This is a genomic window from Tsuneonella sp. HG094, from assembly GCF_053819285.1.
On sequence record NZ_JBSORA010000001.1, the window covers coordinates 663,012 to 684,576 of the forward strand.

At 67.3% G+C, this 21,565-nt stretch carries 23 protein-coding genes and 1 riboswitch; of the genes, 12 read left to right on the forward strand and 11 right to left on the reverse strand.

Annotated features, from left to right (window positions below; all coding sequences use genetic code 11):
* Positions 1-48 precede the first annotated feature (48 nt).
* Genes ACWPMX_RS03265 through crtY form a run of 4 tightly spaced genes read right to left on the reverse strand, consistent with a single transcriptional unit; the run spans position 49 to position 4,359 of the window.
* A complete protein-coding gene (locus ACWPMX_RS03265; RefSeq protein ID WP_455698618.1) occupies positions 49-1,125 on the reverse strand; it encodes a phytoene/squalene synthase family protein in 1,077 nt (358 codons plus the stop codon).
* The gene (locus ACWPMX_RS03270; protein WP_455698619.1) at positions 1,122-1,703 is read right to left on the reverse strand and encodes an LOG family protein; all 582 of its coding nucleotides are present in this window, start codon (positions 1,701-1,703) and stop codon (positions 1,122-1,124) included. Before ACWPMX_RS03270 ends, ACWPMX_RS03265 begins: the two co-directional genes overlap by 4 nt.
* Positions 1,700-3,193: a phytoene desaturase gene (locus ACWPMX_RS03275; protein WP_455698620.1), complete on the reverse strand. Its 1,494-nt coding sequence runs from the start codon at positions 3,191-3,193 to the stop codon at positions 1,700-1,702. Before ACWPMX_RS03275 ends, ACWPMX_RS03270 begins: the two co-directional genes overlap by 4 nt.
* Positions 3,190-4,359, reverse strand: a complete 1,170-nt coding sequence (gene crtY / locus ACWPMX_RS03280; RefSeq protein WP_455698621.1) for a lycopene beta-cyclase CrtY — start codon at positions 4,357-4,359, stop codon at positions 3,190-3,192. Before crtY ends, ACWPMX_RS03275 begins: the two co-directional genes overlap by 4 nt.
* A 93-nt stretch (positions 4,360-4,452) precedes the next feature.
* Here crtY and ACWPMX_RS03285 point away from each other — a divergent pair, with 93 nt between their 5' ends.
* On the forward strand, positions 4,453-5,043 hold the full coding sequence (locus ACWPMX_RS03285) for a DUF2585 family protein (RefSeq protein WP_455698622.1): 591 nt from the start codon (positions 4,453-4,455) through the stop codon (positions 5,041-5,043).
* Here ACWPMX_RS03285 and ACWPMX_RS03290 read toward each other — a convergent pair.
* A complete protein-coding gene (locus ACWPMX_RS03290) occupies positions 4,982-5,767 on the reverse strand; it encodes a hypothetical protein (protein ID WP_455698623.1) in 786 nt (261 codons plus the stop codon). The two genes, ACWPMX_RS03285 and ACWPMX_RS03290, sit on opposite strands and share 62 nt — an antisense overlap.
* A gap of 155 nt (positions 5,768-5,922) precedes the next feature.
* On the opposite strand from ACWPMX_RS03290, the gene ACWPMX_RS03295 reads away from it, so the two are divergent.
* Positions 5,923-6,585, forward strand: coding sequence for a sensor histidine kinase (locus ACWPMX_RS03295; RefSeq protein WP_455698624.1), 663 nt, complete (start codon positions 5,923-5,925; stop codon positions 6,583-6,585).
* 9 nt (positions 6,586-6,594) lie between these two features.
* On the opposite strand, the gene ACWPMX_RS03300 is transcribed toward ACWPMX_RS03295, so the two are convergent.
* Positions 6,595-9,534, reverse strand: coding sequence for a hypothetical protein (locus ACWPMX_RS03300; RefSeq protein WP_455698625.1), 2,940 nt, complete (start codon positions 9,532-9,534; stop codon positions 6,595-6,597).
* 237 nt (positions 9,535-9,771) lie between these two features.
* Positions 9,772-9,879, forward strand: a riboswitch (TPP riboswitch).
* 28 nt (positions 9,880-9,907) lie between these two features.
* Between ACWPMX_RS03300 and thiC the strand changes: the two genes are divergently transcribed.
* Both thiC and ACWPMX_RS03310 read left to right on the forward strand, forming a co-directional pair.
* On the forward strand, positions 9,908-11,788 hold the full coding sequence (thiC, locus tag ACWPMX_RS03305) for a phosphomethylpyrimidine synthase ThiC (protein ID WP_455698626.1): 1,881 nt from the start codon (positions 9,908-9,910) through the stop codon (positions 11,786-11,788).
* 113 nt (positions 11,789-11,901) lie between these two features.
* Positions 11,902-12,057: a hypothetical protein gene (locus ACWPMX_RS03310; protein ID WP_455698627.1), complete on the forward strand. Its 156-nt coding sequence runs from the start codon at positions 11,902-11,904 to the stop codon at positions 12,055-12,057.
* Positions 12,058-12,162: 105 nt separating this feature from the next.
* Here the strand turns inward: ACWPMX_RS03310 and ACWPMX_RS03315 are convergent, their stop codons facing one another.
* Complete coding sequence (locus ACWPMX_RS03315) at positions 12,163-12,672, reverse strand: YaiI/YqxD family protein (RefSeq protein WP_455698628.1); 510 nt, start codon at positions 12,670-12,672, stop codon at positions 12,163-12,165.
* 107 nt (positions 12,673-12,779) lie between these two features.
* On the opposite strand from ACWPMX_RS03315, the gene ACWPMX_RS03320 reads away from it, so the two are divergent.
* The 4 genes from ACWPMX_RS03320 to ACWPMX_RS03335 all read left to right on the forward strand — a co-directional run bounded on the left by ACWPMX_RS03320 (position 12,780) and on the right by ACWPMX_RS03335 (position 15,266).
* Positions 12,780-13,403, forward strand: coding sequence for a dioxygenase family protein (locus ACWPMX_RS03320; protein ID WP_455698629.1), 624 nt, complete (start codon positions 12,780-12,782; stop codon positions 13,401-13,403).
* 117 nt (positions 13,404-13,520) lie between these two features.
* On the forward strand, positions 13,521-13,865 hold the full coding sequence (locus ACWPMX_RS03325; protein ID WP_455698630.1) for an HPF/RaiA family ribosome-associated protein: 345 nt from the start codon (positions 13,521-13,523) through the stop codon (positions 13,863-13,865).
* Between the two features lie 114 nt (positions 13,866-13,979).
* Positions 13,980-14,873 carry a hypothetical protein gene (locus ACWPMX_RS03330; RefSeq protein WP_455698631.1) on the forward strand — a complete coding sequence of 298 codons (894 nt, stop codon included), beginning with the start codon at positions 13,980-13,982 and terminating at the stop codon, positions 14,871-14,873.
* Between the two features lie 84 nt (positions 14,874-14,957).
* Positions 14,958-15,266: a hypothetical protein gene (locus tag ACWPMX_RS03335; RefSeq protein WP_455698632.1), complete on the forward strand. Its 309-nt coding sequence runs from the start codon at positions 14,958-14,960 to the stop codon at positions 15,264-15,266.
* 3 nt (positions 15,267-15,269) lie between these two features.
* Here the strand turns inward: ACWPMX_RS03335 and ACWPMX_RS03340 are convergent, their stop codons facing one another.
* The gene (locus tag ACWPMX_RS03340) at positions 15,270-15,800 is read right to left on the reverse strand and encodes a hypothetical protein (RefSeq protein ID WP_455698633.1); all 531 of its coding nucleotides are present in this window, start codon (positions 15,798-15,800) and stop codon (positions 15,270-15,272) included.
* A 122-nt stretch (positions 15,801-15,922) separates the two neighbouring features.
* Here ACWPMX_RS03340 and ACWPMX_RS03345 point away from each other — a divergent pair, with 122 nt between their 5' ends.
* A complete protein-coding gene (locus ACWPMX_RS03345; RefSeq protein WP_455698634.1) occupies positions 15,923-16,531 on the forward strand; it encodes a hypothetical protein in 609 nt (202 codons plus the stop codon).
* Between the two features lie 10 nt (positions 16,532-16,541).
* On the opposite strand, the gene ACWPMX_RS03350 is transcribed toward ACWPMX_RS03345, so the two are convergent.
* Positions 16,542-17,012, reverse strand: coding sequence for a hypothetical protein (locus tag ACWPMX_RS03350; RefSeq protein ID WP_455698635.1), 471 nt, complete (start codon positions 17,010-17,012; stop codon positions 16,542-16,544).
* 107 nt (positions 17,013-17,119) lie between these two features.
* Between ACWPMX_RS03350 and ACWPMX_RS03355 the strand changes: the two genes are divergently transcribed.
* A complete protein-coding gene (locus ACWPMX_RS03355; RefSeq protein ID WP_455698636.1) occupies positions 17,120-17,566 on the forward strand; it encodes a COG3650 family protein in 447 nt (148 codons plus the stop codon).
* A 174-nt stretch (positions 17,567-17,740) separates the two neighbouring features.
* On the forward strand, positions 17,741-18,754 hold the full coding sequence (locus tag ACWPMX_RS03360; RefSeq protein ID WP_455698637.1) for a hypothetical protein: 1,014 nt from the start codon (positions 17,741-17,743) through the stop codon (positions 18,752-18,754).
* Between the two features lie 72 nt (positions 18,755-18,826).
* Here the strand turns inward: ACWPMX_RS03360 and ygfZ are convergent, their stop codons facing one another.
* Positions 18,827-19,549 (reverse strand): CAF17-like 4Fe-4S cluster assembly/insertion protein YgfZ, encoded by a 723-nt coding sequence (ygfZ, locus tag ACWPMX_RS03365; RefSeq protein WP_455698638.1) that lies wholly within the window; start codon positions 19,547-19,549, stop codon positions 18,827-18,829.
* A gap of 39 nt (positions 19,550-19,588) precedes the next feature.
* On the opposite strand from ygfZ, the gene pyrC reads away from it, so the two are divergent.
* Positions 19,589-20,626, forward strand: a complete 1,038-nt coding sequence (pyrC, locus tag ACWPMX_RS03370) for a dihydroorotase (protein ID WP_455698639.1) — start codon at positions 19,589-19,591, stop codon at positions 20,624-20,626.
* Here pyrC and rarD read toward each other — a convergent pair.
* Positions 20,604-21,512 carry an EamA family transporter RarD gene (gene rarD / locus ACWPMX_RS03375; protein ID WP_455698640.1) on the reverse strand — a complete coding sequence of 303 codons (909 nt, stop codon included), beginning with the start codon at positions 21,510-21,512 and terminating at the stop codon, positions 20,604-20,606. The two genes, pyrC and rarD, sit on opposite strands and share 23 nt — an antisense overlap.
* Positions 21,513-21,565 lie beyond the last annotated feature (53 nt).

Sequence of the window (21,565 nt, forward strand, 5' to 3'; positions counted from 1 at the left end):
TGAACCGGGCGGAGGGTATGCGCTGCGAGGCCGCCGCGCCAGCGGAACCTAGCCCTCGTCGGGCAGGGGTTCCATGTTGGGCGCGGGAAACGGCTGCGCCATGCGCACGTCGATCAGGATCGACCCGCGGCTCCACTTGGGCTCCGCGCCGGGATCCTCCGGCTTGTTCTTGACCGCCTCGACGAAGGCCGCGGCGACGTGGCGCAGCTTCTCGCGCCGACCGATGACGACGCGGTGGTCCCATGCGTGTCCGCCAAGCTCCACCACGCGGCGGCCGATCGCGCCGTATATCCGCGCCGCCGACAGCACCGCCCAGCGGCTGCGGAACGGCAGCCTGGCCGCCCCCTGCCGGGCCCATGCCTCGTGCCGCTCCATCCGCCGGATCAGCCGCGCGACGATGGCGGCGAGTTCCGTCCGGTGGTGTGGCTTCATCATCATGCCAGGCTCGATATCCTCCTCTACCATCCACTCGAGCGGCAGGTAGCGGCGGTCCGCGCGGTCATCCTCAGACACGTCGCGGGCAATGTTGGCGAGCTGGAAGGCGAGGCCGAGGTCGCACGCCCGGTCGAGCATCCAGCTGTCATCCTTGGTGACGCCCATCACCACCGCCATCATCACCCCGACCGCGCCCGCGACGTGATAGCAGTAGCGCGCAAGATCGGCCTCGCTGCGCGGCCGCCAACCCTCGGCGTCGAGCTCGAAGCCCATGATGACGTCTTCGGCCATCTCGCGGGTGAGGCCGCATTCGCGCGCGACCATGCCGAAAGCGTCGAACGCGGGATCGGCGGTGGGCAGGCCATCGAGCGCGCGCTCGGTGAGCAGGCGGATCGCCATCAGGCGCCGCTCGGCACCTTCCTGTTCGCCGAGTTCGCCGCCATGATCCTGCATGTCGGCCAGGTCGTCGCACCGGCGGCACCAGGCGTAGAGCAGCCAGACCTTCTCGCGCGTGTCCCGGTCGAACAGGCGACTGGCGAGCGAGAAGCTTTTCGACCCCTTCGCGATCGACTTTTCGGCATAGTCGACGAGGTCGTCCCACTCGCGCCCGCCGCCCGCTTGCGCCGGTGTTTCTCTCAGGATGCGGCTCGGCGCCAGCATCCGCGGCACGATCCGGCGCGGCTTGCTCACAGGTCGCTGGCCTTCATCTGGAAGATCGGCGTGTGCGGACGGTAGTCGGCCATCTTTCCGAGCAGGCCGTCGAGGGTGTGGTCGGCGATGATAATCCCGGCGTGGGCGGGGCGGACGAAGCCGACATCGGCCATGTGGCGGTTGAACGCGATGAGATGGTCGTAAAACCCGAACGCGTTGAGCAGGCCCACCGGCTTCTGGTGATAGCCGAGCTGCGCCCAGCTCACCGCTTCCCACAATTCGTCCATGGTTCCCACTCCGCCCGGAATGGTGACGAACCCGTCGCTGAGGTCGGTAAAGCGCTGTTTACGCTCGTGCATTCCGCCAACGGTGTGAAGCTCGGTGCAATCGCGATTGGCGACTTCGGAATTGGCGAGAGCGTCGGGGATCACCCCGATCACTTCGCCGCCCGCCTCCAGCGCGCCGCTGGCGACCGCACCCATCAAACCGAGCCGTCCGCCGCCGTAAACAACCCCGATCCCGCGCTCCGCAAGCCCGCGCCCGACGTCGCGCGCCAGCTCGATGTAGCGCGGATCGGCAGGCGAGGCGGAGCCGCAATAGACGGCGAGACGGTTCACTGTGCTAGATCCTCCAGCATGAGACCCGCGGTGGCCTTGGCGCTGCCGACGACGCCGGGGATGCCCGCGCCCGGATGCGTGCCCGCACCCACCAGGTAGAAGTTGTTGATCACGTCGTCGCGGTTGTGGCCGCGGAACCACGCGCTCTGGGTCAGGATCGGCTCGAGGCTGAACGCGCTGCCGACGTGCGCATTGAGGTCGAGCGAGAAATCGCGCGGGGCATAGTGGAACTTGGTCACGATCCGCGAATGGATGTCGGGGATCAGCCGCCGCCCGACCTCGTCGAGCACGCGCTTCTCCAGCATCGGCCCGATCGCCTCCCAGTCGAGGGCCAGCTTGCCCATGTGGGCGACCGGGATCAGCGCGTAGAACGTGCTCATCCCCGGCGGCGCCATGCTCGGATCGGTGACGGTCGGGTGGTGGAGGTAAACCGAGAAGTCCTGCGGCAGCACGCCGTGATCGTAGATGTCCTCGAGCAGGCCTTTGTAGCGTGGGCCGAACAGGATCGTATGGTGCGGGATGCCGGGCCAGGTGCCCTCGACCCCGAAGTGGACCACGAACAGCGACGGGCTGAAGCGCTTGCGGGCGAGGCTCTTGGCTTGGTCCGCGCCGCGCTTCGTCTGTCCGAGCAGGTCGCGATACGAGTGCATGATGTCGGCGTTGCTGGCGACCGCATGGAACCGCTCGCGCCAGCCGCTTTGGGTCTCGACCTCGGTGGCGATCGTGCCGATCGTGTGCACCCGCTTGACCGGATCGTGCAACCGGATCGTGCCGCCGAGCCGCTCGAAGTGCCGGACCATCGCCGCGACGAGGCGGTTGGTGCCGCCGCGGGCCCACCACACGCCGCCGTCCTTTTCCAGCTTGTGGATCAGCGCGTAGATGGCGCTCGTGGTCATCGGGTTGCCGCCGACGAGCAGCGTGTGGAAGCTCAACGCCTCGCGCAGCTTCTCGCTCTGCACATAGCTCGACACCATCGAATAGACGCTGCGCCACGCCTGGTATTTGGCGAGCGCTGGCGCCGCCTTGATCATGCTCGTGAAATCGAGGAACGGCACGTTGCCGAGCTTGACGTAGCCTTCCTCGAACACGCCTGCCGAATAGCGCAGGAAGTCCTCGTACCCGGTCAGGTCACCGGGGGAGAGCTTGAGGATTTCGGAGCGCAGTTGCGCGTCGTCGTTCGAGTAATCGAAGTTCGTCCCGTCCGGCCAGTTGAGCCGGTAGAACGGCATTACGGGCATCAGTTCGACATCGTCGGCGATATCGTGGCCCGACAGCGCCCAGAGTTCCTTGAGGCAGTCGGGATCGGTGATGACGGTCGGCCCGGCATCGAAGGTGAAACCGTCGCGCTCCCAGAAGTAGGCGCGGCCGCCGGGCTTGTCGCGCGCTTCGACAACTGTCGTCGCGATGCCCGCCGACTGCAGCCGGATGGCGAGCGCAAGGCCGCCGAAGCCTGCCCCGATCACACAGGCGCGCTTCGCTTCGGTAGTCATGCTGCTGCTCTTTCCAGTGGTTGGCCGCGGCTCGTCAGGGCACGCAGGGCGCCGAGGACCGGCACGGGGGGCTTCCCGCACAACACCCGTGCGCGGTCGGTAGGCGTCGAGCGAGCGGCGTAGAACCGCTCGATCACCGGCTGCGGCAGGCGATAGACGAGCGCGAACGCGTCGCGCCGATCCTCGGGCGATCCGGCGCCGAACATCATCCGGCCGAGCCGGCGGAAGAACGCGGTGCGGCGCCAGTGCGAGTGGGCACGGCTGTCGATCAGCGCGGCGAGTTGCGGTCCGGTGAGGTCGGCTTCCGCGGCGATGGCCAGCGCGATCTCGACCGCGAAGGGCAGGGTGTAGCTGGTGAGCGGGTGGACGAACCCGCCGCGCGCGCCGATGGTCGCGACGCCGGGCGCCGCGTGCGCTTTGCGGAAGGCTGCGAAATCGCCGCCGGTAACCACAGGTAGCACCCCGGTCTCGAAGTCGAGCGGATCGCCTTTCCAGCCATGCGCGGCGCAATAGCGGTCGATCCTGGCCGACAGCGCATTGCGGTCGAGCACGGGGCTGGCATCGTAGTAAGTGTCCTCGACGAACAGCTCGTCGGCGGCGAGCGGCAGGGTGTAGACGAACCGGCAAGAGCCGTGCTGCTCAACCGAGGCATCCATCACCGTGGGTCGGGCAAGGCCATGCGGCTGTGCGGTGCGCAGGCGGCGGCCGAGGAAGACCTGCCATCCCCCCTCGAGCTGCGGCGCGGCGACAAGCCCCCGGGCGTCGATCACCGAGCGCGCCTCGATCCGGGTGCCGTCCGCAAGATCGATCCCGCGCGCATCGAGCGCGGCGACCTCGCAGCCCGCCAGGATCGTGTCGTCCGGCAACACCCGGCGCAGCGCGGCATCGAAATCGGTCGAGGACAACGAGTTGTACGGCGTATCGAGCGTCCGGGCGAAGCCGGGGAAGCGCACGTCGTAGCCGTCCCAGCATTCCGTGCGAAAGGTATCGAGCAGCGCCGCGCCGCCTTCCGGCAGGTCGCTCGAGAACCAGCTCCAGCGGTGGTTGCCGCCCAGCGTCCTGCCACCCTCGACCAGGGCGAGCCGCAGTTCGGGCCGCGCGCGGTGGAGAGCCAGCGCCGCCAGCCCGCCGGCAAGACCGCCGCCGGCAATCGCTACATCGATCATGCGCCCTGTCATTGCTCGACAGCCCTAGGGCGCTAAGCGGGCAGGGGCAATCGCCTTGGCGCGAACGCCGGATCCGTGCCATCACGTGCCTCGATGACGCGCGCCCTGACATTTCGCCGACCCGCAATCATCCTGACTGCAGCGCTGGTCCTGGTCGCGCTTGTCGTGCTGTTGGCGATGGGTCGCCCCGCCATCTGTCCGTGTGGAGAGATCAAGCTGTGGCACGGGGTGGTGCAATCGAACCAGAACAGCCAGCAGATCACCGATTGGTACAGCTTCAGCCACGTCACCCACGGCCTGATCATGTACGCCGCTGCGTGGTTGCTGTGGATCAGGCTCGGGCTGTTCGGCGGCCGGCCAGCACGCTGGGCGCTGCCGATCGCGGTCGTGGTCGAGGCGGCGTGGGAGATCGTCGAGAACACCCCGATGATCATCGACCGCTATCGCGAGGTGACGGTCAGCTGGGGTTATTCCGGCGACAGCGTCTTGAACTCGATCAGCGACATCGGCTGGATGATCGTCGGCTTTCTGGCGGCGAGCCGCCTGCCAGCCCGGGTGAGTGTGACATTGGCGATCTTCTTCGAACTGTTCACCCTGTGGGCGATCCGCGATAACCTTACGCTCAATGTCCTGATGCTGTTCTGGCCGCTGGAGGCGGTTCGGCAATGGCAGGGGATGGGTTGAGCGAGCCGCTCTCGCAATTCGCGAGATACTGCGCGGTGGCCCGCTGCACCGCCTCGATCATGCGTATGCGATCGCCGGCCGGCCCCCCGCTGGCGGGATCCCTGCTGATGCGGAAGCGCAAGTTCTGGATGCGGGGGTGAAGCGCCTTGTAGGGGATGAACCAGGTGGATCGGTCGAGCGCAGCCTGCGCGCGGTCCATCATCTCAGGCTCCAGCTTGGCGATGGTCGCCGATTGCGTGGCGTGAAGGTCCGCATCGAATGTTCCGCGGTCAATCGGTCCGTCGCCCTTTGCGATCTTGGCCTGCTGGCTGGTCGAATCTGTTCCGAGCTCCAGCAGGAAGCGACCGTCGGGCGAGTTGTAGAACGCCCACGCCTCGCGCGCCTGAGAAATGGTCATTCCCTGGGCAAACAGGCTGGTCAGTCCTGCCCGGAACGCGTCGCGCTGCCGGAAGTGGCCTTCGCGCATGACCGGCTTTGCCGCCTCCGCCGCCGCATCGATCAGCCCTGGGCAGCGCTGATCCGCCGCTCCCAGTTTGGGATCGGCGCTGAACGAAGCCCGCATCTGTTCGTACATGCTGTCGAAGCTGCGCTCCCAGATATCGTCGCGGGTCTTGATCTCGGCCAGCGCACGGAACGGATCGGCGGACGGCAACAGCACCTGCGGCGCCTCGGCGAGCGCCATCGACGAACCGGCCAGCATGAGGAGTACCAGCATTCGCTTCATCGCATGCTCCATGCCCGCTCCCCTGCAGCATAGGCCGAAGCACACACGGTGCCAATCGGTCTGCCGCAGCATTGATCGGAGCGACCGAGGACTAGGGGACAACCCTGAGGGTTAGCCTCGGCTTGCGGCAACGAGCGCGGACTATTGCAATCCCGGTGACCGTCCTGTCCGGCCTCTTCGCCAACCCGGGCCCGCGTGCCGATGCATTCGACATCGGTGCGCGGGTTCGCGCCTGCGTCGATATCATGCGCTCCGCCGCGCAGGCCAAGCGCCTCACCTTGCGATGCGAAATCGATCGCGACCTGCCGCGCCCCACAGTCTGCGACGGACTGCGGGTCCGCCAGGTGGTGTTCAACCTGCTCGGCAACGCGATCGATTCGACCGAGCGCGGCTGGGTGTCCGTCTGCGTCGAGGAGGCCTGGGATCAACCGGGCATGGTGGCAATTTCGATCACCGACACGGGCCAAGGGATGGCCACGGCGCAGCTCGCCGATGCGCGTGCCCGTGCCAACGGCGAAGGAGGGCCAGCGTTGGGTCTGGGACTGACAGTCAGCGGCGAGCTTGCACGGCAGATGGGTGGCGCGCTGACCCTGACCAGCGAGCGGGGCAAGGGCACCCGCGTCGAACTGCGCGTCCCCCTGATCGTGGAAGCGGAGCCCATCCCGTCGGTGATCGAGATCATCGATGCGGTCGTCGTGCCGCTGCCCCAGAGGCTGGGCCGGACAGGCTCGGTCCGCACCGAGCGTCGCAGTCGCACACCCGCAGGCGTATCACCCCCGCTGCCGCCCGGTGGATCGGACCGGCGACAGCAGGGATGAAAACCGGCCTCAGAAGCCGAGCGTCATGCCGACCCGCCCGGCGGTCTTTCCATTGCGATTGAAACCCGATCCGATCCCGGCGTTGAACGCGACGTTATCGCTGATCAGCGTCCCGAGTTGGATCGAACCCGCATGGGCCCCGTCATAGGTGGCGACATTCGCGGTGAGGTTGAACGATTTGCCCGGCAGGAAAACCGCGCCGCCCATCGCCACTGCTGCGGCGGTCGAGGTGGAGATCTTGTCGTCGAGCAGGACCATCTGCTGCTCGAGCGCGCCGACACGCCCGCCGAGCGCCTGAACGTCGCCCGAAAGCGCACTGAACTGCGCGTCGGTTACCGCCGAGATGTAGTCCATCGCGACCCGCACTTCCTGCACCGACTGCGCGGTCGCCACGCGCTGGCGGCCGAGCGTGCCGGCGGCATCCACGGTCACCACGTCGACCGGACCCTGCTGCGCGGCAGTCGACGCCGTGATGTCCGCGACGACGACCGACGAACCCTTGCCGCCGAGTGTTACCTGGTTCGCGGCGGTCGAGGTGGCCTGGTAACCGACCGCGGTGGAGTTTTGGTGTGTGGCCTGCGCGGCATAACCAACAGCAGTTGCAGCGTTCGCACCGACCTGGCTGAACGCGCCGACACTCGTCCCGAACGAGGCGGCAGTAGTGGCCGTCGCGTCGAGACCGACCGCAACCGTCCCGTAGCCGAGCGCTTCGGTTCGTTCGCCGACCGCAGTGGATTTCTCCTCCGTTGCGCGCGATGAGGAGCCCACGGCCGTGGATTTGTAGCCATAGGCGCCCGCCTGGTAACCGAAGGCGTTCGACTGCTCGCCCCGCGTCTCGGCGACGACGCCCACCGCCGAACTCTGTACGCCGGACGCCCGTGCGTCGGGCCCGAGCGCCATCGAGAGCGCGGCGGTTGCTACGGCTCCGGCGCCGTCGTCGTCGCTCCCGTCGGAGCCGATCGCGATCGAACTCAATCCCCCCGCATAGGACTGGAAGCCCGATGCGATCGCGTTGTCAGCCAGCGCGCTGGCGCTGAAGCCGGTTGCCACCGACGCTGCCCCGGTCGCCCTGCTATCGGCCCCGGTTGCGATCGCGCCGCGCCCCGTCGCGATGGCGGTCGAGCCGTAGGCGGCAGAATATTCGCCCTCGGCGCGCGACGAAGGGCCGGTCGCGGCGCCGCGGTATCCGCTCGCGGTGGAGAGATCTCCGAGTGCGACCGACGATGTGCCGGATGCGGTCGACTGGATGCCGATCGCAATTGCCCCGGCTGCATCGGCAAGCGCTACCGGGCCGAGGGCGGTCGACGATGCGCCGTTGGCCTTGGCGCTGTCGCCCAGCGCAACGCCGCCGCCGCCAGTTGCCTGTGCCGCTCGACCTATGGCGATCGTCGATCCCTGTCCTGCCACGGAGTAGTTTCCGACCGCGATCGCATCCGTCCCGCCGGCATTGGCGGCGATGCCGGTCGCGAGCGAGCGTTCGCCGGCGGCGACGGCCGACTGCCCGATCGCGGTGGCCTGGCCACCGGGCGCTTTGGCGCCTGTTCCGATCGCCAGTGCAGCGTAGCCGTCGGCCCAGGCGTTCTGGCCGATGCCAACGGCAAGGTCGCTGCTCCCGCGCGAGCTGTTTCCGACTGCCACCGCGCCGGCGCCGGTCGCATTGGCAGAAATTCCGACGGCGACCGATCCCCCGCCCGAGCCGTTGGCGAGGCTGTGCGTGCCCAACGCGACCGAACCCAGCGTCGTCGCCTGCGCGTTATTGCCTACCGCCACGCCCAGCGTCGTCGCCCGGCTGATGAAGCCGCCGGCGAATGCTCCCTGTCCCATGGCCCGCGCGTCATAGCCGAGCGCGACCGCATAATCGCCTGTCGCCTGCGTCACGGTTCCGTACGCTGTCGCACCGAATGCCGATGCGTTTGCGGCAAGACCGGCCGCGACCGTCGCCTGCGCGCTGGCCGTGGGTGCGCCGACCCCGCCGGGTCCAACCGCGATCCGCGCGTCGAGCTGGCCCTTGTTGACCGCATCGGTCGCGGTAGTGCCGGCGGCGACGCTCGTGATCCGGCGTTCTGCTCCCGCAGCGCCGACCGAGACAGTATTGTCCCCGCTCGTCACCGATCCCGCGCCGAGCGCGACCGAATTGGCGTGGCTGGCACTGGCCGCTTGGCCGATCGCGGTTGCGTTGCTTCCTGTTGCGGCTGCTGCGGCGCCAGCCGAGTTGAACTTGACGTATGGAGACTGTGCGGCCGCGATCGCCGAGGTCATCTGGTTGAGGTTGACGGCGTCCGTCCCGCCGGTGGCGGACGCGACGTTGGTGATCCGGCGCTCGGTGCCGGAAGCGCCTACCGAAACGGTGTTCGCGGCATAGGTCACCGAGTTCGATCCCAAGGCAACGGCGTTGGAATGGTTTGCCATCGCGCCTGCGCCGAGCGCGGTTGCGCCCGATGAGCCGAAGGAGGTGCTGGCGTCCTGGCCGAGGGCCACACTGGCATCGCCGGCGGCGCTGGCGCCTTCGCTGCCTGCATCGCCGCCGTCCTGACCGATGGCGATCGAATTGGCTCCGGTGCTGCGCGCGTTGTAACCCATGGCGATGGCGCTTGGTGCGGTCGAGCGCGCCCCGCTGCCGACGGCAATTCCGGGGCCTTGGCCGACATAGCTTGTCGATCCGACCGCCACGCCGCCCGCTGCGGTAATATCGATCGTGGCCGTGTCTCCCACCGCGACACCCTTCACTGAATTGGCCACGGCACTGTTGCCGATCGCGGTCGCGTCGGTGGTCGCAATCGAATTGCTCCCGCATTCCAGCCCGTCGTCGCTCGTGTCGGGAATCCCGTCGGCGCCCAAAGCGACGTTGCAGGGGGCGGTCGGATCGGCGCTGGCCGGCGTTGCGGCCAATCCGATTGCGAACGTGGCGGCGGTACCGAGAAGGACGGGACGAAAACTGGAATTGAACATGGCTGGACCCCTTCGTGAAGCGCGAAGGAGCAAACGAGCGCTGGGCAGGGCGCATGATCGTTGCCACGCAAGGCGATGGCTCTGGATTGTGCAGACCCTGTTGCGCCCGGCCCCCCCGGTCGACTCCGCAGTGATAGCGCCGAAGCTAAGCCGTTGAAAGACTGTAAGCGCGCTGCGTAGCTGCCGAAATCGAAAGGTCGCCGGTCTGGACGCGGACGCACCGGGCGCGTAGGAGATGCGGCATCCCCGGGGAGCTCGCGTGAGCTGAGAGGTGGGCGTCGCGCCCTACGACCCGTCGAACCTGAACCCGTTAGCACGGGCGGAGGGAGGGTTGCCAGCCAGCGCCCCCCCTTCGTCCCTGGAGGAACTGCGCATGGCCGACATCAACAGCACATTCGACATTGGCGTCACCACCGGCCCGATCCGGGGCAGTCGCAAGGTCCATGTCGGGCCGTTCGGTGTCGCCATGCGCGAGATCGACCTTGAGCCGTCGAGCGGCGAGCCCTCGGTGCGCGTCTACGACACCAGCGGCCCCTACACCGATCCCGCCGCGCAGATCGACATTCGCAAGGGCCTCCCGCAACTGCGCCGTGACTGGCAGCTCGCCCGCGGCGACGTGGAGGAATACGCTGCGCGCGAGGTGCGCCCGGAGGATAACGGTCAGCTCGGCCCGGACCGATCCGGCGGGGTCCCGGCGTTCCCCAACGTCCGCAAGACCGTGCTGCGCGCCAGGCCCGGCGCGAACCTCAGCCAGATGCACTACGCCCGCCGCGGCATCGTCACGCCGGAGATGGAATACGTCGCCGTTCGCGAGAACCTGGGGCGCGAAATGCTGCACAATGCTGCACGCGACGGGCAGGCCAGAGACGGGCAAGATTGGGGCGCGAGCATCCCCGACTACGTGACGCCCGAATTCGTCCGCGACGAAGTGGCGCGCGGGCGGGCGATCATCCCCTCGAACGTCAACCACCCCGAAGCCGAGCCGATGGCGATCGGCCGCAATTTCCTCGTCAAGATCAACGCCAACATCGGCAACTCCGCCGTCGCGTCGGACGTGGCGAGCGAGGTCGACAAGATGGTCTGGTCGATCCGCTGGGGCGCGGACACCGTGATGGACCTCAGCACCGGTCGCAACATCCACGACACCCGCGAGTGGATCATCCGCAACAGCCCCGTGCCGATCGGCACCGTGCCCATCTACCAGGCGCTCGAAAAGGTCGGCGGCGTGGCCGAGGACCTGACGTGGGAGGTGTTCCGCGATACGCTGATCGAACAGGCCGAGCAGGGCGTCGACTACTTCACCATCCACGCCGGGGTGCGCCTGCCGTACATCCCGATGACCGCCAAGCGCGTCACCGGCATCGTCAGCCGCGGCGGCTCGATCATGGCGAAATGGTGCCTCGCGCATCACAAGGAATCGTTCCTCTACGAGCGCTTCGACGAGATCACCGAGATCATGAAGGCCTACGACATCGCCTATTCGCTGGGCGACGGCCTGCGCCCCGGCTCCATCGCCGACGCCAACGACGAGGCGCAGTTCGCCGAACTCTATACGCTGGGCGAGCTGACCAGGCGCGCCTGGGAGCAGGACGTGCAGGTGATGATCGAAGGGCCCGGCCACGTGCCGATGCACAAGATCAAGGAAAACATGGACAAGCAGCTCGCCGCCTGCGGCGAGGCGCCGTTCTACACCCTCGGCCCGCTCGTCACCGACATCGCGCCCGGCTACGACCACATCACCAGCGGGATCGGCGCGGCGATGATCGGGTGGTTCGGCACCGCGATGCTCTGCTACGTCACGCCCAAGGAACACCTCGGCCTGCCCGACCGCGACGACGTGAAGGTGGGCGTCGTCACCTACAAGCTCGCCGCCCACGCCGCCGACCTCGCCAAGGGCCACCCGGCCGCCAAGGTCCGCGACGACGCGCTGAGCCGTGCCCGCTTCGAATTCCGCTGGCGCGACCAGTTCAACCTCAGCCTCGACCCCGACACCGCCGAGCAATACCACGACCAGACCCTCCCCGCGGAAGGCGCCAAGACCGCGCACTTCTGCTCGATGTGCGGGCCGAAGTTCTGCTCGATGAAGATCACCCAGGAAGTGCGCGATTTCGCGGCGAAGCAGAACTCGGAGAGCTATCTGGCGGCAACCGTGCCGGTGGCGGATGCGGAGGCCGGGATGGACGAGATGAGCCGCGTCTACAACGAAACCGGGCGCGAGCTATACATCGGGCAGGGCGACCGGGAGCATGATTGATCGTTTAGAGGGTCTTTCACGATCGGGGGGTTGAATCAGGCGGAGTCTGCGTAGCGTCGGAAAGCCGAAACTCGGATAGGGACAACCGACGCCCCGAAAAGGTACCTTGAACGATGGCCGACCTATATCTCAAGAACCTCGAATCGGAACGGAAACAGCTCTGGGCGACTTGCCGGCTGAAGGGCCTGCCGCGCGGGACGCCCGAGCGCGATCGGATCGCCGCGATCGACGAGGCCATCGCCGCGCACAAGGCAAAGCGCCAGCAATGACCACTCTTGCGCGATAACGCATGCGTCGATGGACCGGGGTTTTTCACCTTCCCCTTCGAGCGGATGGTGGGGCACTTGCTGTTCGGTTGACCGCAAGCGGCCGGGTCATTGCAACCGCACCAACTCCCGGTCCAGCGCCTGCAGGAACCGCGAGCGATCCTCCTTCCGGAACGGCGCCGGCCCGCCGCCGCTGCCGCCCAGCGGGCCGTCCATCCCGGCGCGCAGGTCGGCCATTATGGCGCGGGTGGCGACCGCGCTGCCGATGCTGGCGGCGTCGAAGCGTCTGCCGGTGTGCGCCAGAACAGTCGCGCCCGCCTTCACGCAGCGGTCGGCGAGGAGAATGTCGCCGGTCACCACCAGCGTGCGAGGCCCGGCGTGCGCCGCGATCCAGTCGTCCGCTGCGTCGAAAGCGTCCGAGACCGTCACCCGCTTCACCCGCGCGCTCACGGGTACGCGGAACACCTGGTTGCTGACCACGCGGACATGCGCGCCGTGCCGCTCGGCCACGCGGTAGATCTGTTCCTTTACCGGGCAGGCATCTGCATCGACCAGCACGGTCACGGCGTCCCCGGGTGGATCAAGGTCCGGCGAGGCGAAGGGGTCGGGGTCGGTCATGGCCTGCGCCAATAGTCCGGTTGCCGACTTCTAGCCACCTAGACTCCCACCCCCCGCCACGATAACCTCCCAACCATCGGGTCGCCTCCAGAAGGGGGAGGGCGGCCATGTCGCATCATCATCACATCATCACGCGCCGGAGCTTCGCGGCCGGGGTCGTCGCGGCGGCGGCGGCGAGCAGGGGGCTGGCGCAGGCTGTCACCGCGGAATCGCCGATCGGGCCGTTCTATCCGGTGGGCTATCGCGGAGAGAGCGATGCCGATCTCACCCGCGTCGCCGGGCGGCCGGGCCGGGCGGCGGGACAGGTGATCGAGGTGATGGGGCGCGTGCTCGATGCGAAGGGCAAGCCGGTGAACGGCGCGAAGCTCGACATCTGGCAGGCCAACAGCCACGGCCGCTACGACCATCCGCAGGACCCGGCGATCATGCCGCTCGATCCCAATTTCCAGGGCTCCGCCGCGATCCACACCGGCGTCGACGGAAGCTGGAAACTGACCACGATCAAGCCGGGCAGCTACGACAGCCCCATCGGCAACCGCCCGCCGCACATCCACCTCGACGTGACCGGCGCGCAGGCCCGCACGATCCTGCAGATGTACTTCCCCGAAGACGACGCCGCGAACCGCAAGGACACGCTCTTCAGCGCGCTGGGCAGCGACGCGCCGACCTCGGTCGCCAAGGCGCTCGGGGATCACCGCTACGGCTGGGATATCGTGCTGATCGAGGGCTGATCTTTGCGAAGGCCGGGCGCCGCGAGGGCGGGGCGTTCCGGCTCAACCGCCTTCCATCCCGCCGCCACACTCACCATCTCGGTCGTGTCCAACAATCCACTTGAAAGGAACGCCGCAATGCAGGTCCAGTTCAATTCCGACAGCAGCGTCATGGGCACCGAGAACGTCGCGACGCGGGTGGAAGCGAGCGTCCGGGGCAAACTGGCGCGGTTCGAGGAGCGGCTGACGCGGATCGAGGTCCATGTCCGCGACGAGAACGGACCCAAGCACGGCGCCGACGACAAGGCCTGCACCATCGAGGCGCGCCCGCGCGGCGCCCGCGCGATCGGCGTAACCGAACACGCCGAGACCGTCGACGCCGCCGCCCGAAAAGCCGCCACCACCCTCGCCCAGCGCCTGGACCGGCACTTCGGCAAGAACCACCGCCACGGCCACGATCCTCGGCCTGACAAGATGATGTGAGGGGTCCGCAGCGAGAGCCGCGTCGCCGAAATGCGCTTCTAGTCGCGCTCTCGCTTCGCTGCTTGCGCGGGAAACACTTTCCTACACGACCCGGATTGTGCCTTAAACTGCCGGATGACCGACCTCGATCCGCAGCGCCTACCTGCTCCCGCCGCCTCCGCAGGTGCTCCTGCCCCGGCTGACGACACCTTCGGTTTCGTCGTGCCCGAATACGATCCGGCGGAATACCGCTGGGTGCCTGTTCGCCGCCGTCCGCGACACGACGGCTGGACCGAGGAAAAGCAGCGGCGCTTTATCGAGGTCTTGGCCGATACCGGGCTCGTCGGGGCGGCCGCCAAGGAAGTCGGGATGACACGGGCGAGCGCCTATCGCCTTCGGCGCGCGGCCCATGCCGGGGCGTTCGCCCGCGCGTGGGATCAGGCGCGCGAGCGGGCCGGAGCGCTGATCGAGGATATTGCTTTCGAGCGCGCGATCGAGGGGGTGGAGGTCGAGACCTTTGACGGCAATGGCGAACTTTCGGCCACGCGCACGGTCTATAACGACCGCTTGCTGACGTTCCTTCTCCGCCACCTCAAGCCCGAGCGCTATTCCGCCGCCGCGCGCGAACGGCGTGGCTCGGCTTGGCCCGAGGGACAGGGGGCATCGGAATGCGCGATGGACGATGCCCTGCGCGCTATGGAGCCGGAACTGCCCGCGCCGCCGGAGGAACTGCTCGATCCCGACCAGCTCGAGACCGACCTCCTCACCGCGGAGATCGCCGATGGCACGTTGCCGCGCTTCCTGTCCGAACAGCGCGAGCCGAGGTCGGCCGAGCGCCTGATGCAGGAGGAACTGGCCGCGCGGATCGAGCGCGGGCAGATCGCCGACGCCAAGATGCAGCGCAAGGAGAGTCTGAGCGAAGCGGAATGCGAAGACTGGTGCGCCTATATCGACCCGATCGAGGCCGCGCTCGAGGCGAAGCGCGGAACGAAGCGCCGCCGCCCGCGCCCGGGGCGGAACGCGGGGTAATCGGGGTGTATACTTCGTGTCACCTTTCGCCGCGCGGCGCACCGTGTTGCGGAACCGGAACGCCGCCCGATCACTGACACGGCGATGGCTCACGAATCCCGCCTCGTCTTCTGCCTCACGCCGAACGATCCGCACGCGTTCGACGGGATTTCCGTCCAGCATCGCAGCGGGCAGCTCGACGTGCTGTGTCCGGTGTGCAGCGGGCACGGGCAGTGGAACACCGAGTACGATCTCGCCAGCCAGCGCTCGAAGCGCCACATCTGCGACAAGTGCGACGGGCGCGGGTGGATCGAGACGGGCGACGACCACGTTCCCTCCCACGACATCGGTCTTGGCGAAGACGGCCGGCCGCGCTGGTTCACCCGGCTCGATCCGTCGGACGACCGGGAGTAGCGGTCAGTACTTGTTGCGCTCGGTCAGGAAGGTGGCCTTGCCGTCCTTCAGGGCGATCTCGACCGCGGGCTCCTTGGGCTGGCCCTCGCGGAAGAGTTCGAAGATCGCCGTGCCGTCCTGCTGAGTGCTTTCGATCACCCGCGCAGGGACGAACATGCCCGACCGCGCCTCGGCGGCTGCGCGGACCGGGGCGGGGACCGTCTCCCACGCAAGGTCGCGCTGGATCTCCACGACGGTGAGGACCCCGGCTTGGTCGAGAATGTCGAGTTCCACTTCGCTACCGTCTGGCCGAGTGCCTTCGACATCCCAGAAGACCATCCCGTCGCGCGCCTTGCGCTCAGCCTCGTCCACCTTCATTCCGGGGACCGTTTTCCCGGCGAGATCGACTACGGAGGCGGGAATGTCATCGCCCGCAAACTCGGATATCTCGGCTTCGGGTCCGCGATCGAGGTCGGGCGCATCTTCGGCAGGGTTCGGCGAACAGGCGGCCATTGCTGCACACAGGAGAAGGGCGGTGAAAATGGGCACGCGCATGACGGGATCTCCCGGTAAGGTCGGCGAATGATACCGGTTACCGTATTGGCGCCGAGCCCGATTGCAACAGGTATCCTCCCCGTGCAGCGGAACGCCGCTGCGTCCTCTGCCGTTTGGGGTGGATGACGAGAACGCTGCCCATTCTTTCGCTGTGTGCCTTCGCACTGGCCGCCTGTTCCCAGCAACCGGCTTCCGACACCGAGAACCCCGACAGCAGGGACATCCCTGCGGGAACAGCGACCGCCGCCGACCCATCCGCGCCGCCTGCATCGACCAGTCCGCGCGAGGTAGAAGGGAGCGTACCTTCGATCACCCCCGCAGGCTTTGCCGGGTATGTCGTCGGCAATCCGATCCCGATGGCGGGGCCGGACAAGCCGGTCGAGGAGATGCGCATCAGCGACAGCTGCCGCACTTATCGCGACAGGGGCCTGCCCGACACGTGGATCATGACTGATGGCAAAGGCATGGTGCAGCGGTTCGTCGCGCTCGGCACTTCGACGCTCAAGACGGCGGCAGGGATCGGCCTTGGTGCGACCGAGGCGCAGGTGCGCGCCGCCTATCCGGGCATTCGCAAGGAGGCGACCGACTATGTCGCCGCGCCCGGAGGCACGCTTTACACCGCGCCGGATGGGCAGCCGGGCCTACGTTTCGACGTGGACGAGAAGGGCCGCGTGGTCGAGATCAGCGGCGGGGCGCAGCCATTCCTCGGCTATTCGGAAGGATGCGCCTGAGCTCGATCGATCAGTCGCGAACCGCGAGCACGGCCGCAACGTCGATGATCCGCGGAGTAACCTCTGGCGAAGCGGGCGCGGACAAGTCGAGCGGCGGCTCGGCAACGTCAGACCGATCGTTCGGGAGGGCAGCGGGCTCATTGACCTGCCGATCTGCGGGTTCTTCCTGTGCGAACGCGGGGGCGACTGGCTCATCGTAATTCGCGGTGCGCCAGCCATAGCGTTGCTGGGCATAGAGCCCGCGAGTTGCGAGGTCGGTCACTTCGATCCGACCTTCGGGCGTCGTCATTGCATAGTGATCGGGCAGCGCTTCTTGCCGGCCACCGTTGCTCGAAGGATCGAAGGCAATGGTGCGGTCCGGGATCATGGCCGACCCGATGCTCGCGACCTGTAAGGGGGTGGTGTTGATCGTGGTACCGCCGACAGCGCCGGCGATGGACGCGAGCGCACACGCGCCCAGAAACATGGGCAGAGCCTTCATGGCCATTGCTCCGAAATGTTGATGCCTGATTGACCGCTTCAATGCGCAACCGGTCGAAACCGTTCCACAGGCGCGGAACCGCACTGCAATTCGCGCGTCGCAGCGGCATGAACCAACGATCGCTTCCTTTCGCCGCCGCCATTATGTTGCTGGGTGCCTGCCACGCATCGCCGGCAACGGAGAACGTGCCCGGCGACGCGGAGGACAATGCTCCGTTCGATCTGGTGGCAGAGAGCGAGACCGTCCGCTTCGTCGGTACCGAACCCTTCTGGGGCGGGCAGGTGAAGGGCACGGCGCTCACCTACTCAACACCAGAAATCCCTGATGGGACGGACATCGCAGTGACGCGGTTCGCGGGACGGGGAGGCGTATCGTGGAGCGGTACCTATAACGGGGTCCGGTTCGCGCTTGCGGTCGCGCCGGGCGAGTGTTCGGACGGAATGAGCGATCGCGCCTTTCCGTTCGTCGCTACGCTCGAGGTCGACGGAGAACAGCGGAGCGGGTGCGCCTGGACCGCCAGCAAACCCTTCCGTGACCAGCAACCGCCGCCGTAAAACCGCCCGAACGGGCCGTTCGATGCCATAATCACGCCTCAGTTGGTCGCAGGACGAGCGCAACCCACCCTGCAGAAAAAGGTACAAAGACAATATAAATCAATAATTTGCTCTTTACCTGAACGGCAAATAAACGGAACCGTTCGCAGGGCTGGGCGATTTTTGTCCCTTGCCATGACAGCAAAATACATCACCATTCGCCCCGGCCGTGCTGCGATTGCCGCAGTGCTTGCCCTGACCCCCGCCAGCCTGTTTGCGCAGGATTCAGCCACGGACACCACCGGCCCGGTTGTCGTTCCGTCGCAAAGCCTGCCATCGACGACGAGCGCGCCAGCAGTCGCCCCCGCGCCGACTATCGTTCTGCCTGAGGTTTCCCCGGCAACGACCGCACCGACGACAACGACCACCAGCACCACGACCGCCGCTCCGACCAGGACTTCGGCACCGGCGACGGCCGCCCGCGCTACGGCAACCAATTCTCGGCGCGCGGCTGCCACGCCCGCGCGCAGCTCGACTACTGCGCCCCGCACCACGGCGGCGGCCCCGGTCGCCGCGCAGGCTGCGCCGCTGGCGAACGAGGCAGCTCTTTCGGTCGAGCAGGCGCCCGTAGCCGCTCCGGTGGCTGCTGAGCCCGTTGCTCCGATGGCCGCCGCCGAAACGCCGGTCGAAAGTCAGCGGGAAGACGTGACGGAAGCGCTCGCGCAGATCCTGGCCGGCCTGCTTGTCGCTGGTGTCGCCATCGGCGGTCTCGTGATGCTGATGCGTCGCCGTCGCCGCGTGGCCGACGAGACGGTTCCGGTGGTCGAACGTCCGATCGTTCGGGAACCGGCTCCGCTGCCCGAGCGCGCGGTTCAATCGCCGCACTTCGCTCCGGCGCCGAGCACGGCATTCACGCCTGCTCCGTCGACTGGCGCGGTCCTGCCGGCAGCCGCCGGTGCCGCCGTCGCCCTCCCGCGTGAAGCGCCCGAAGATCCGGTCGCTCGCGGTGAGCTGCTCAAGCGGATGGTCGATGCCGAACCCGACAAGGCCAATCCGTTTCGCTCGCCCAAGGCGCGCCTGCGCCGTGCCCGACTTATTCTTCAGTCGCTCGGCCGCCGGTTCGAGAATTCGACGCCGCGGTTCGACTTGTCGGATTACTCGTCGAATTGGCCGGCCTTGGCGCGTCGCAATCGACTGGCCACTGCCTGACCCAACGTATTCTCGCGAGGTCGCAAGCGAGAAGGGGCGGTTCCTCCCTGGAGGAGCCGCCCCAGCTCGAGGTTACAGGGTCATCCAGGCAGGAGCGGTGAGCGCGTCGATCGACTCAACTCGCGCCAGGTCGACGGCGAGATTGAGGTCCGGGTAGGCAGCCTTTCGGCGCTTCTCGTCCGACTTCGCCAGCGAAACGACCACCAAGCGACGGTTTATCTTTTGTCGCCAATTCATCCGCGCGGTGTTTTCCTGCCCGATGTAACAGCCCTTGCTGAAGCTGACGCCGTTGAGGTCGGCGGCGTTCGTTTCGAGCCACAGCACATCGCCCATTTCTTGTCTCCCTTCGGCGACGCCAAGGCGCAGTCGGTGCGCACGCCAGGCTGCATCGGCCGCCTCGTCCGAGGCTGCGACCGGCGCAATCCAGCGCTCGCCGAGGTCGGAAAGGCGCGGGTCGGCGGCAGCGCCGTCGCCGGTATGCGGCGCCCAGTGAACCGCGAGGCTGTCGTCGCGTGCTATCGCGAGTTGGCGGCGGAGGCGATAAAGCGTCAGGCGCTTCACCAGCTCGTCGGCCGCGACGGCCTCGCAATCGAGCAGCACGGCGCCGTCTGCACCGGGCCACACGATCACGTCGAACAGCGACTTGCCCTGTGCGGTCAGCAATCCCGCATAGACGGGGAGAAGGCCGGTCACGTCGTTGGTCAGCAGGCCTTGCAGGAAACCGGCGGCATCCTCGCCGTCGGAAGTGGGTGAGACGCGGACGACGGCGCGATCGAACAGGCGGGTGGCGGGCATGATTGGCAGATAGGAGCCCGCGCGCCTAAGGGGAAGCCGATGACCGATTCCCTGACGATCCGCCGCCCCGACGACTGGCATGTCCACTTGCGCGACGGCGACGTGCTGCGCGGCGTGGCGGGTCACACCGCGCGACAGTTCGCCCGCGCGATCGTGATGCCGAACCTCTCGCCGCCGGTAACGACGACCGAGGATGCACGGGGTTATTGCGACAGGATTGTCGCCGCGGTGCCCGATGGAACTGCGTTCGAGCCATTGATGACGGCCTACCTGACCGACGCGACCGATCCGACGGATCTTGCGCGCGGCAAGGCGGAAGGCGTTCTGACGGCTGCCAAGCTCTATCCCGCCAATGCGACGACCAATTCGGCGCACGGCGTGACCGATATCGCGAAACTGGCTCCGGTGTTCGCCTCGATGGAGAAGTCAGGGCTTGTCCTCTGTGTCCACGGCGAAGTGACCGAGGCGGACATCGACGTGTTCGATCGAGAGGCCGTGTTCATAGACCGCCATCTGGCCGGGATCGTGCGCGATTTCCCCGGCCTCAAAGTGGTATTCGAACACATCACCACGCGCGAAGGCGCCGACTTCGTGAACGCGGCCGGGGCGAACGTTGCGGCCACCATTACGCCCCAGCACCTCCACATCAATCGCAACGCGATGCTCGTCGGCGGCATCCGCCCGCACGCCTATTGTCTGCCGGTCGCCAAGCGGGAGGAGCATCGGCTTGCCCTGCGCAAGGCGGCGACTGCCGGTAGCGCGAAGTTTTTCCTCGGTACCGACAGCGCGCCGCATTCCCGCGAGACGAAGGAAAGCGCCTGCGGCTGCGCGGGCATCTTCAACGCGCCCTATGCACTGGAAAGTTACATCCAGGTGTTCGACGAGGAGGACGCGCTCGACCGGTTCGAGCAGTTCGCCTCGCTCGGCGGTCCGGATTTCTACGGGTTGCCCGTGAACGACGGGCGCATCACGCTCGAGCGAGGCGAATGCGTCGTGCCCGAAACGATCGACGCAGCGGGAACAACCATCGTTCCTTTCCACGCCGGAGAAACGCTCAGGTGGCGGCTGGCCGACTGACCTCGCGCGACCTGGCCAGCAAGTCCCAGACGAAGATCGCGATCGCCATCCAGATAAACCCGAACGCGGCGATCTCGGCCGGGTGCAGGCGCTTGCCGAACACGGTCAGACCCAGGACGAAGACGATCGTCGGGGCGAGAAACTGGATGAAGCCGAGCGTCGAGTAATCCATTCGCCGCGCGGCGACCGCGAACATCCACAGCGGCAGAGCGGTGAATGCGCCGCCGGCAATGATGGCGAAGCTCAGGCCGAGGTCGTGGCCAAACGACATTCCGGCGGGCGAAGCGGCATACCACGAGACGACGCCAAGGGCAGGCAGCAGCAGGATCAGCGATTCGATCGTCAAGCCGGGAAGGGCGCCGACCGGCACGCGCTTGCGGACGAGGCCGTACGTCCCGAACGTGACGGCGAGCGAAAGGCTGATCCAGAGCGTCGTGAGCGCGCCGCCCAGCAGCATCGCGATGCCGACCCCCGCGATTGCCACCGCGATCCATTGCCGCTTGCTGAGCCGCTCACCGAGCAGGGCCGTGCCGAGCAGGACGTTGACCAGCGGGTTGATGTAATAGCCGAGGCTGGCTGCAAAGATCTCGCCCGACTGCACCGCCCAGATGTAAATCAACCAGTTCGCGCCGACGAGGACCGCGCTGATCGAAAGCCAGCCGAGCACGCGCCGGTCGCGCAAGGCCACGGCGATTTCGGGCAACTGGTGGCGAACCGAGGCGATCGCGAGGCACAGCGGTAACGTCCACACAATCCGCCAGGCAACAAACTCGAACGACGGCACCGCCTTCACGAGAATCAGGTACAGCGGCAGGAAGCCCCACGTGATGTAGGCGCCCAGCGCTGCGGGCAGGCCACCGGGACCCTTGGACTCGATTTCGTTCATCTTTGGTTGGGCCCTAGCACCGCCCCTCTCTCCGACAAGCGCGGAAAACGGTC

What these genes read in the sequence shown, in the direction of transcription:
- ACWPMX_RS03275 (WP_455698620.1), bottom strand. Translation starts at nt 3,193, where the DNA reads ATGACTACCGAAGCGAAGCGCGCCTGTGTGATCGGGGCAGGCTTCGGC.
- crtY (WP_455698621.1), bottom strand. Translation starts at nt 4,359, where the DNA reads ATGATCGATGTAGCGATTGCCGGCGGCGGTCTTGCCGGCGGGCTGGCG.
- ACWPMX_RS03285 (WP_455698622.1), top strand. Translation starts at nt 4,453, where the DNA reads ATGACGCGCGCCCTGACATTTCGCCGACCCGCAATCATCCTGACTGCA.
- ACWPMX_RS03290 (WP_455698623.1), bottom strand. Translation starts at nt 5,767, where the DNA reads ATGAAGCGAATGCTGGTACTCCTCATGCTGGCCGGTTCGTCGATGGCG.
- ACWPMX_RS03300 (WP_455698625.1), bottom strand. Translation starts at nt 9,534, where the DNA reads ATGTTCAATTCCAGTTTTCGTCCCGTCCTTCTCGGTACCGCCGCCACG.
- thiC (WP_455698626.1), top strand. Translation starts at nt 9,908, where the DNA reads ATGGCCGACATCAACAGCACATTCGACATTGGCGTCACCACCGGCCCG.
- ACWPMX_RS03310 (WP_455698627.1), top strand. Translation starts at nt 11,902, where the DNA reads ATGGCCGACCTATATCTCAAGAACCTCGAATCGGAACGGAAACAGCTC.
- ACWPMX_RS03315 (WP_455698628.1), bottom strand. Translation starts at nt 12,672, where the DNA reads ATGACCGACCCCGACCCCTTCGCCTCGCCGGACCTTGATCCACCCGGG.
- ACWPMX_RS03320 (WP_455698629.1), top strand. Translation starts at nt 12,780, where the DNA reads ATGTCGCATCATCATCACATCATCACGCGCCGGAGCTTCGCGGCCGGG.
- ACWPMX_RS03325 (WP_455698630.1), top strand. Translation starts at nt 13,521, where the DNA reads ATGCAGGTCCAGTTCAATTCCGACAGCAGCGTCATGGGCACCGAGAAC.
- ACWPMX_RS03330 (WP_455698631.1), top strand. Translation starts at nt 13,980, where the DNA reads ATGACCGACCTCGATCCGCAGCGCCTACCTGCTCCCGCCGCCTCCGCA.
- ACWPMX_RS03335 (WP_455698632.1), top strand. Translation starts at nt 14,958, where the DNA reads ATGGCTCACGAATCCCGCCTCGTCTTCTGCCTCACGCCGAACGATCCG.
- ACWPMX_RS03340 (WP_455698633.1), bottom strand. Translation starts at nt 15,800, where the DNA reads ATGCGCGTGCCCATTTTCACCGCCCTTCTCCTGTGTGCAGCAATGGCC.
- ACWPMX_RS03345 (WP_455698634.1), top strand. Translation starts at nt 15,923, where the DNA reads ATGACGAGAACGCTGCCCATTCTTTCGCTGTGTGCCTTCGCACTGGCC.
- ACWPMX_RS03350 (WP_455698635.1), bottom strand. Translation starts at nt 17,012, where the DNA reads ATGAAGGCTCTGCCCATGTTTCTGGGCGCGTGTGCGCTCGCGTCCATC.
- ACWPMX_RS03355 (WP_455698636.1), top strand. Translation starts at nt 17,120, where the DNA reads ATGAACCAACGATCGCTTCCTTTCGCCGCCGCCATTATGTTGCTGGGT.
- ACWPMX_RS03360 (WP_455698637.1), top strand. Translation starts at nt 17,741, where the DNA reads ATGACAGCAAAATACATCACCATTCGCCCCGGCCGTGCTGCGATTGCC.
- ygfZ (WP_455698638.1), bottom strand. Translation starts at nt 19,549, where the DNA reads ATGCCCGCCACCCGCCTGTTCGATCGCGCCGTCGTCCGCGTCTCACCC.
- pyrC (WP_455698639.1), top strand. Translation starts at nt 19,589, where the DNA reads ATGACCGATTCCCTGACGATCCGCCGCCCCGACGACTGGCATGTCCAC.
- rarD (WP_455698640.1), bottom strand. Translation starts at nt 21,512, where the DNA reads ATGAACGAAATCGAGTCCAAGGGTCCCGGTGGCCTGCCCGCAGCGCTG.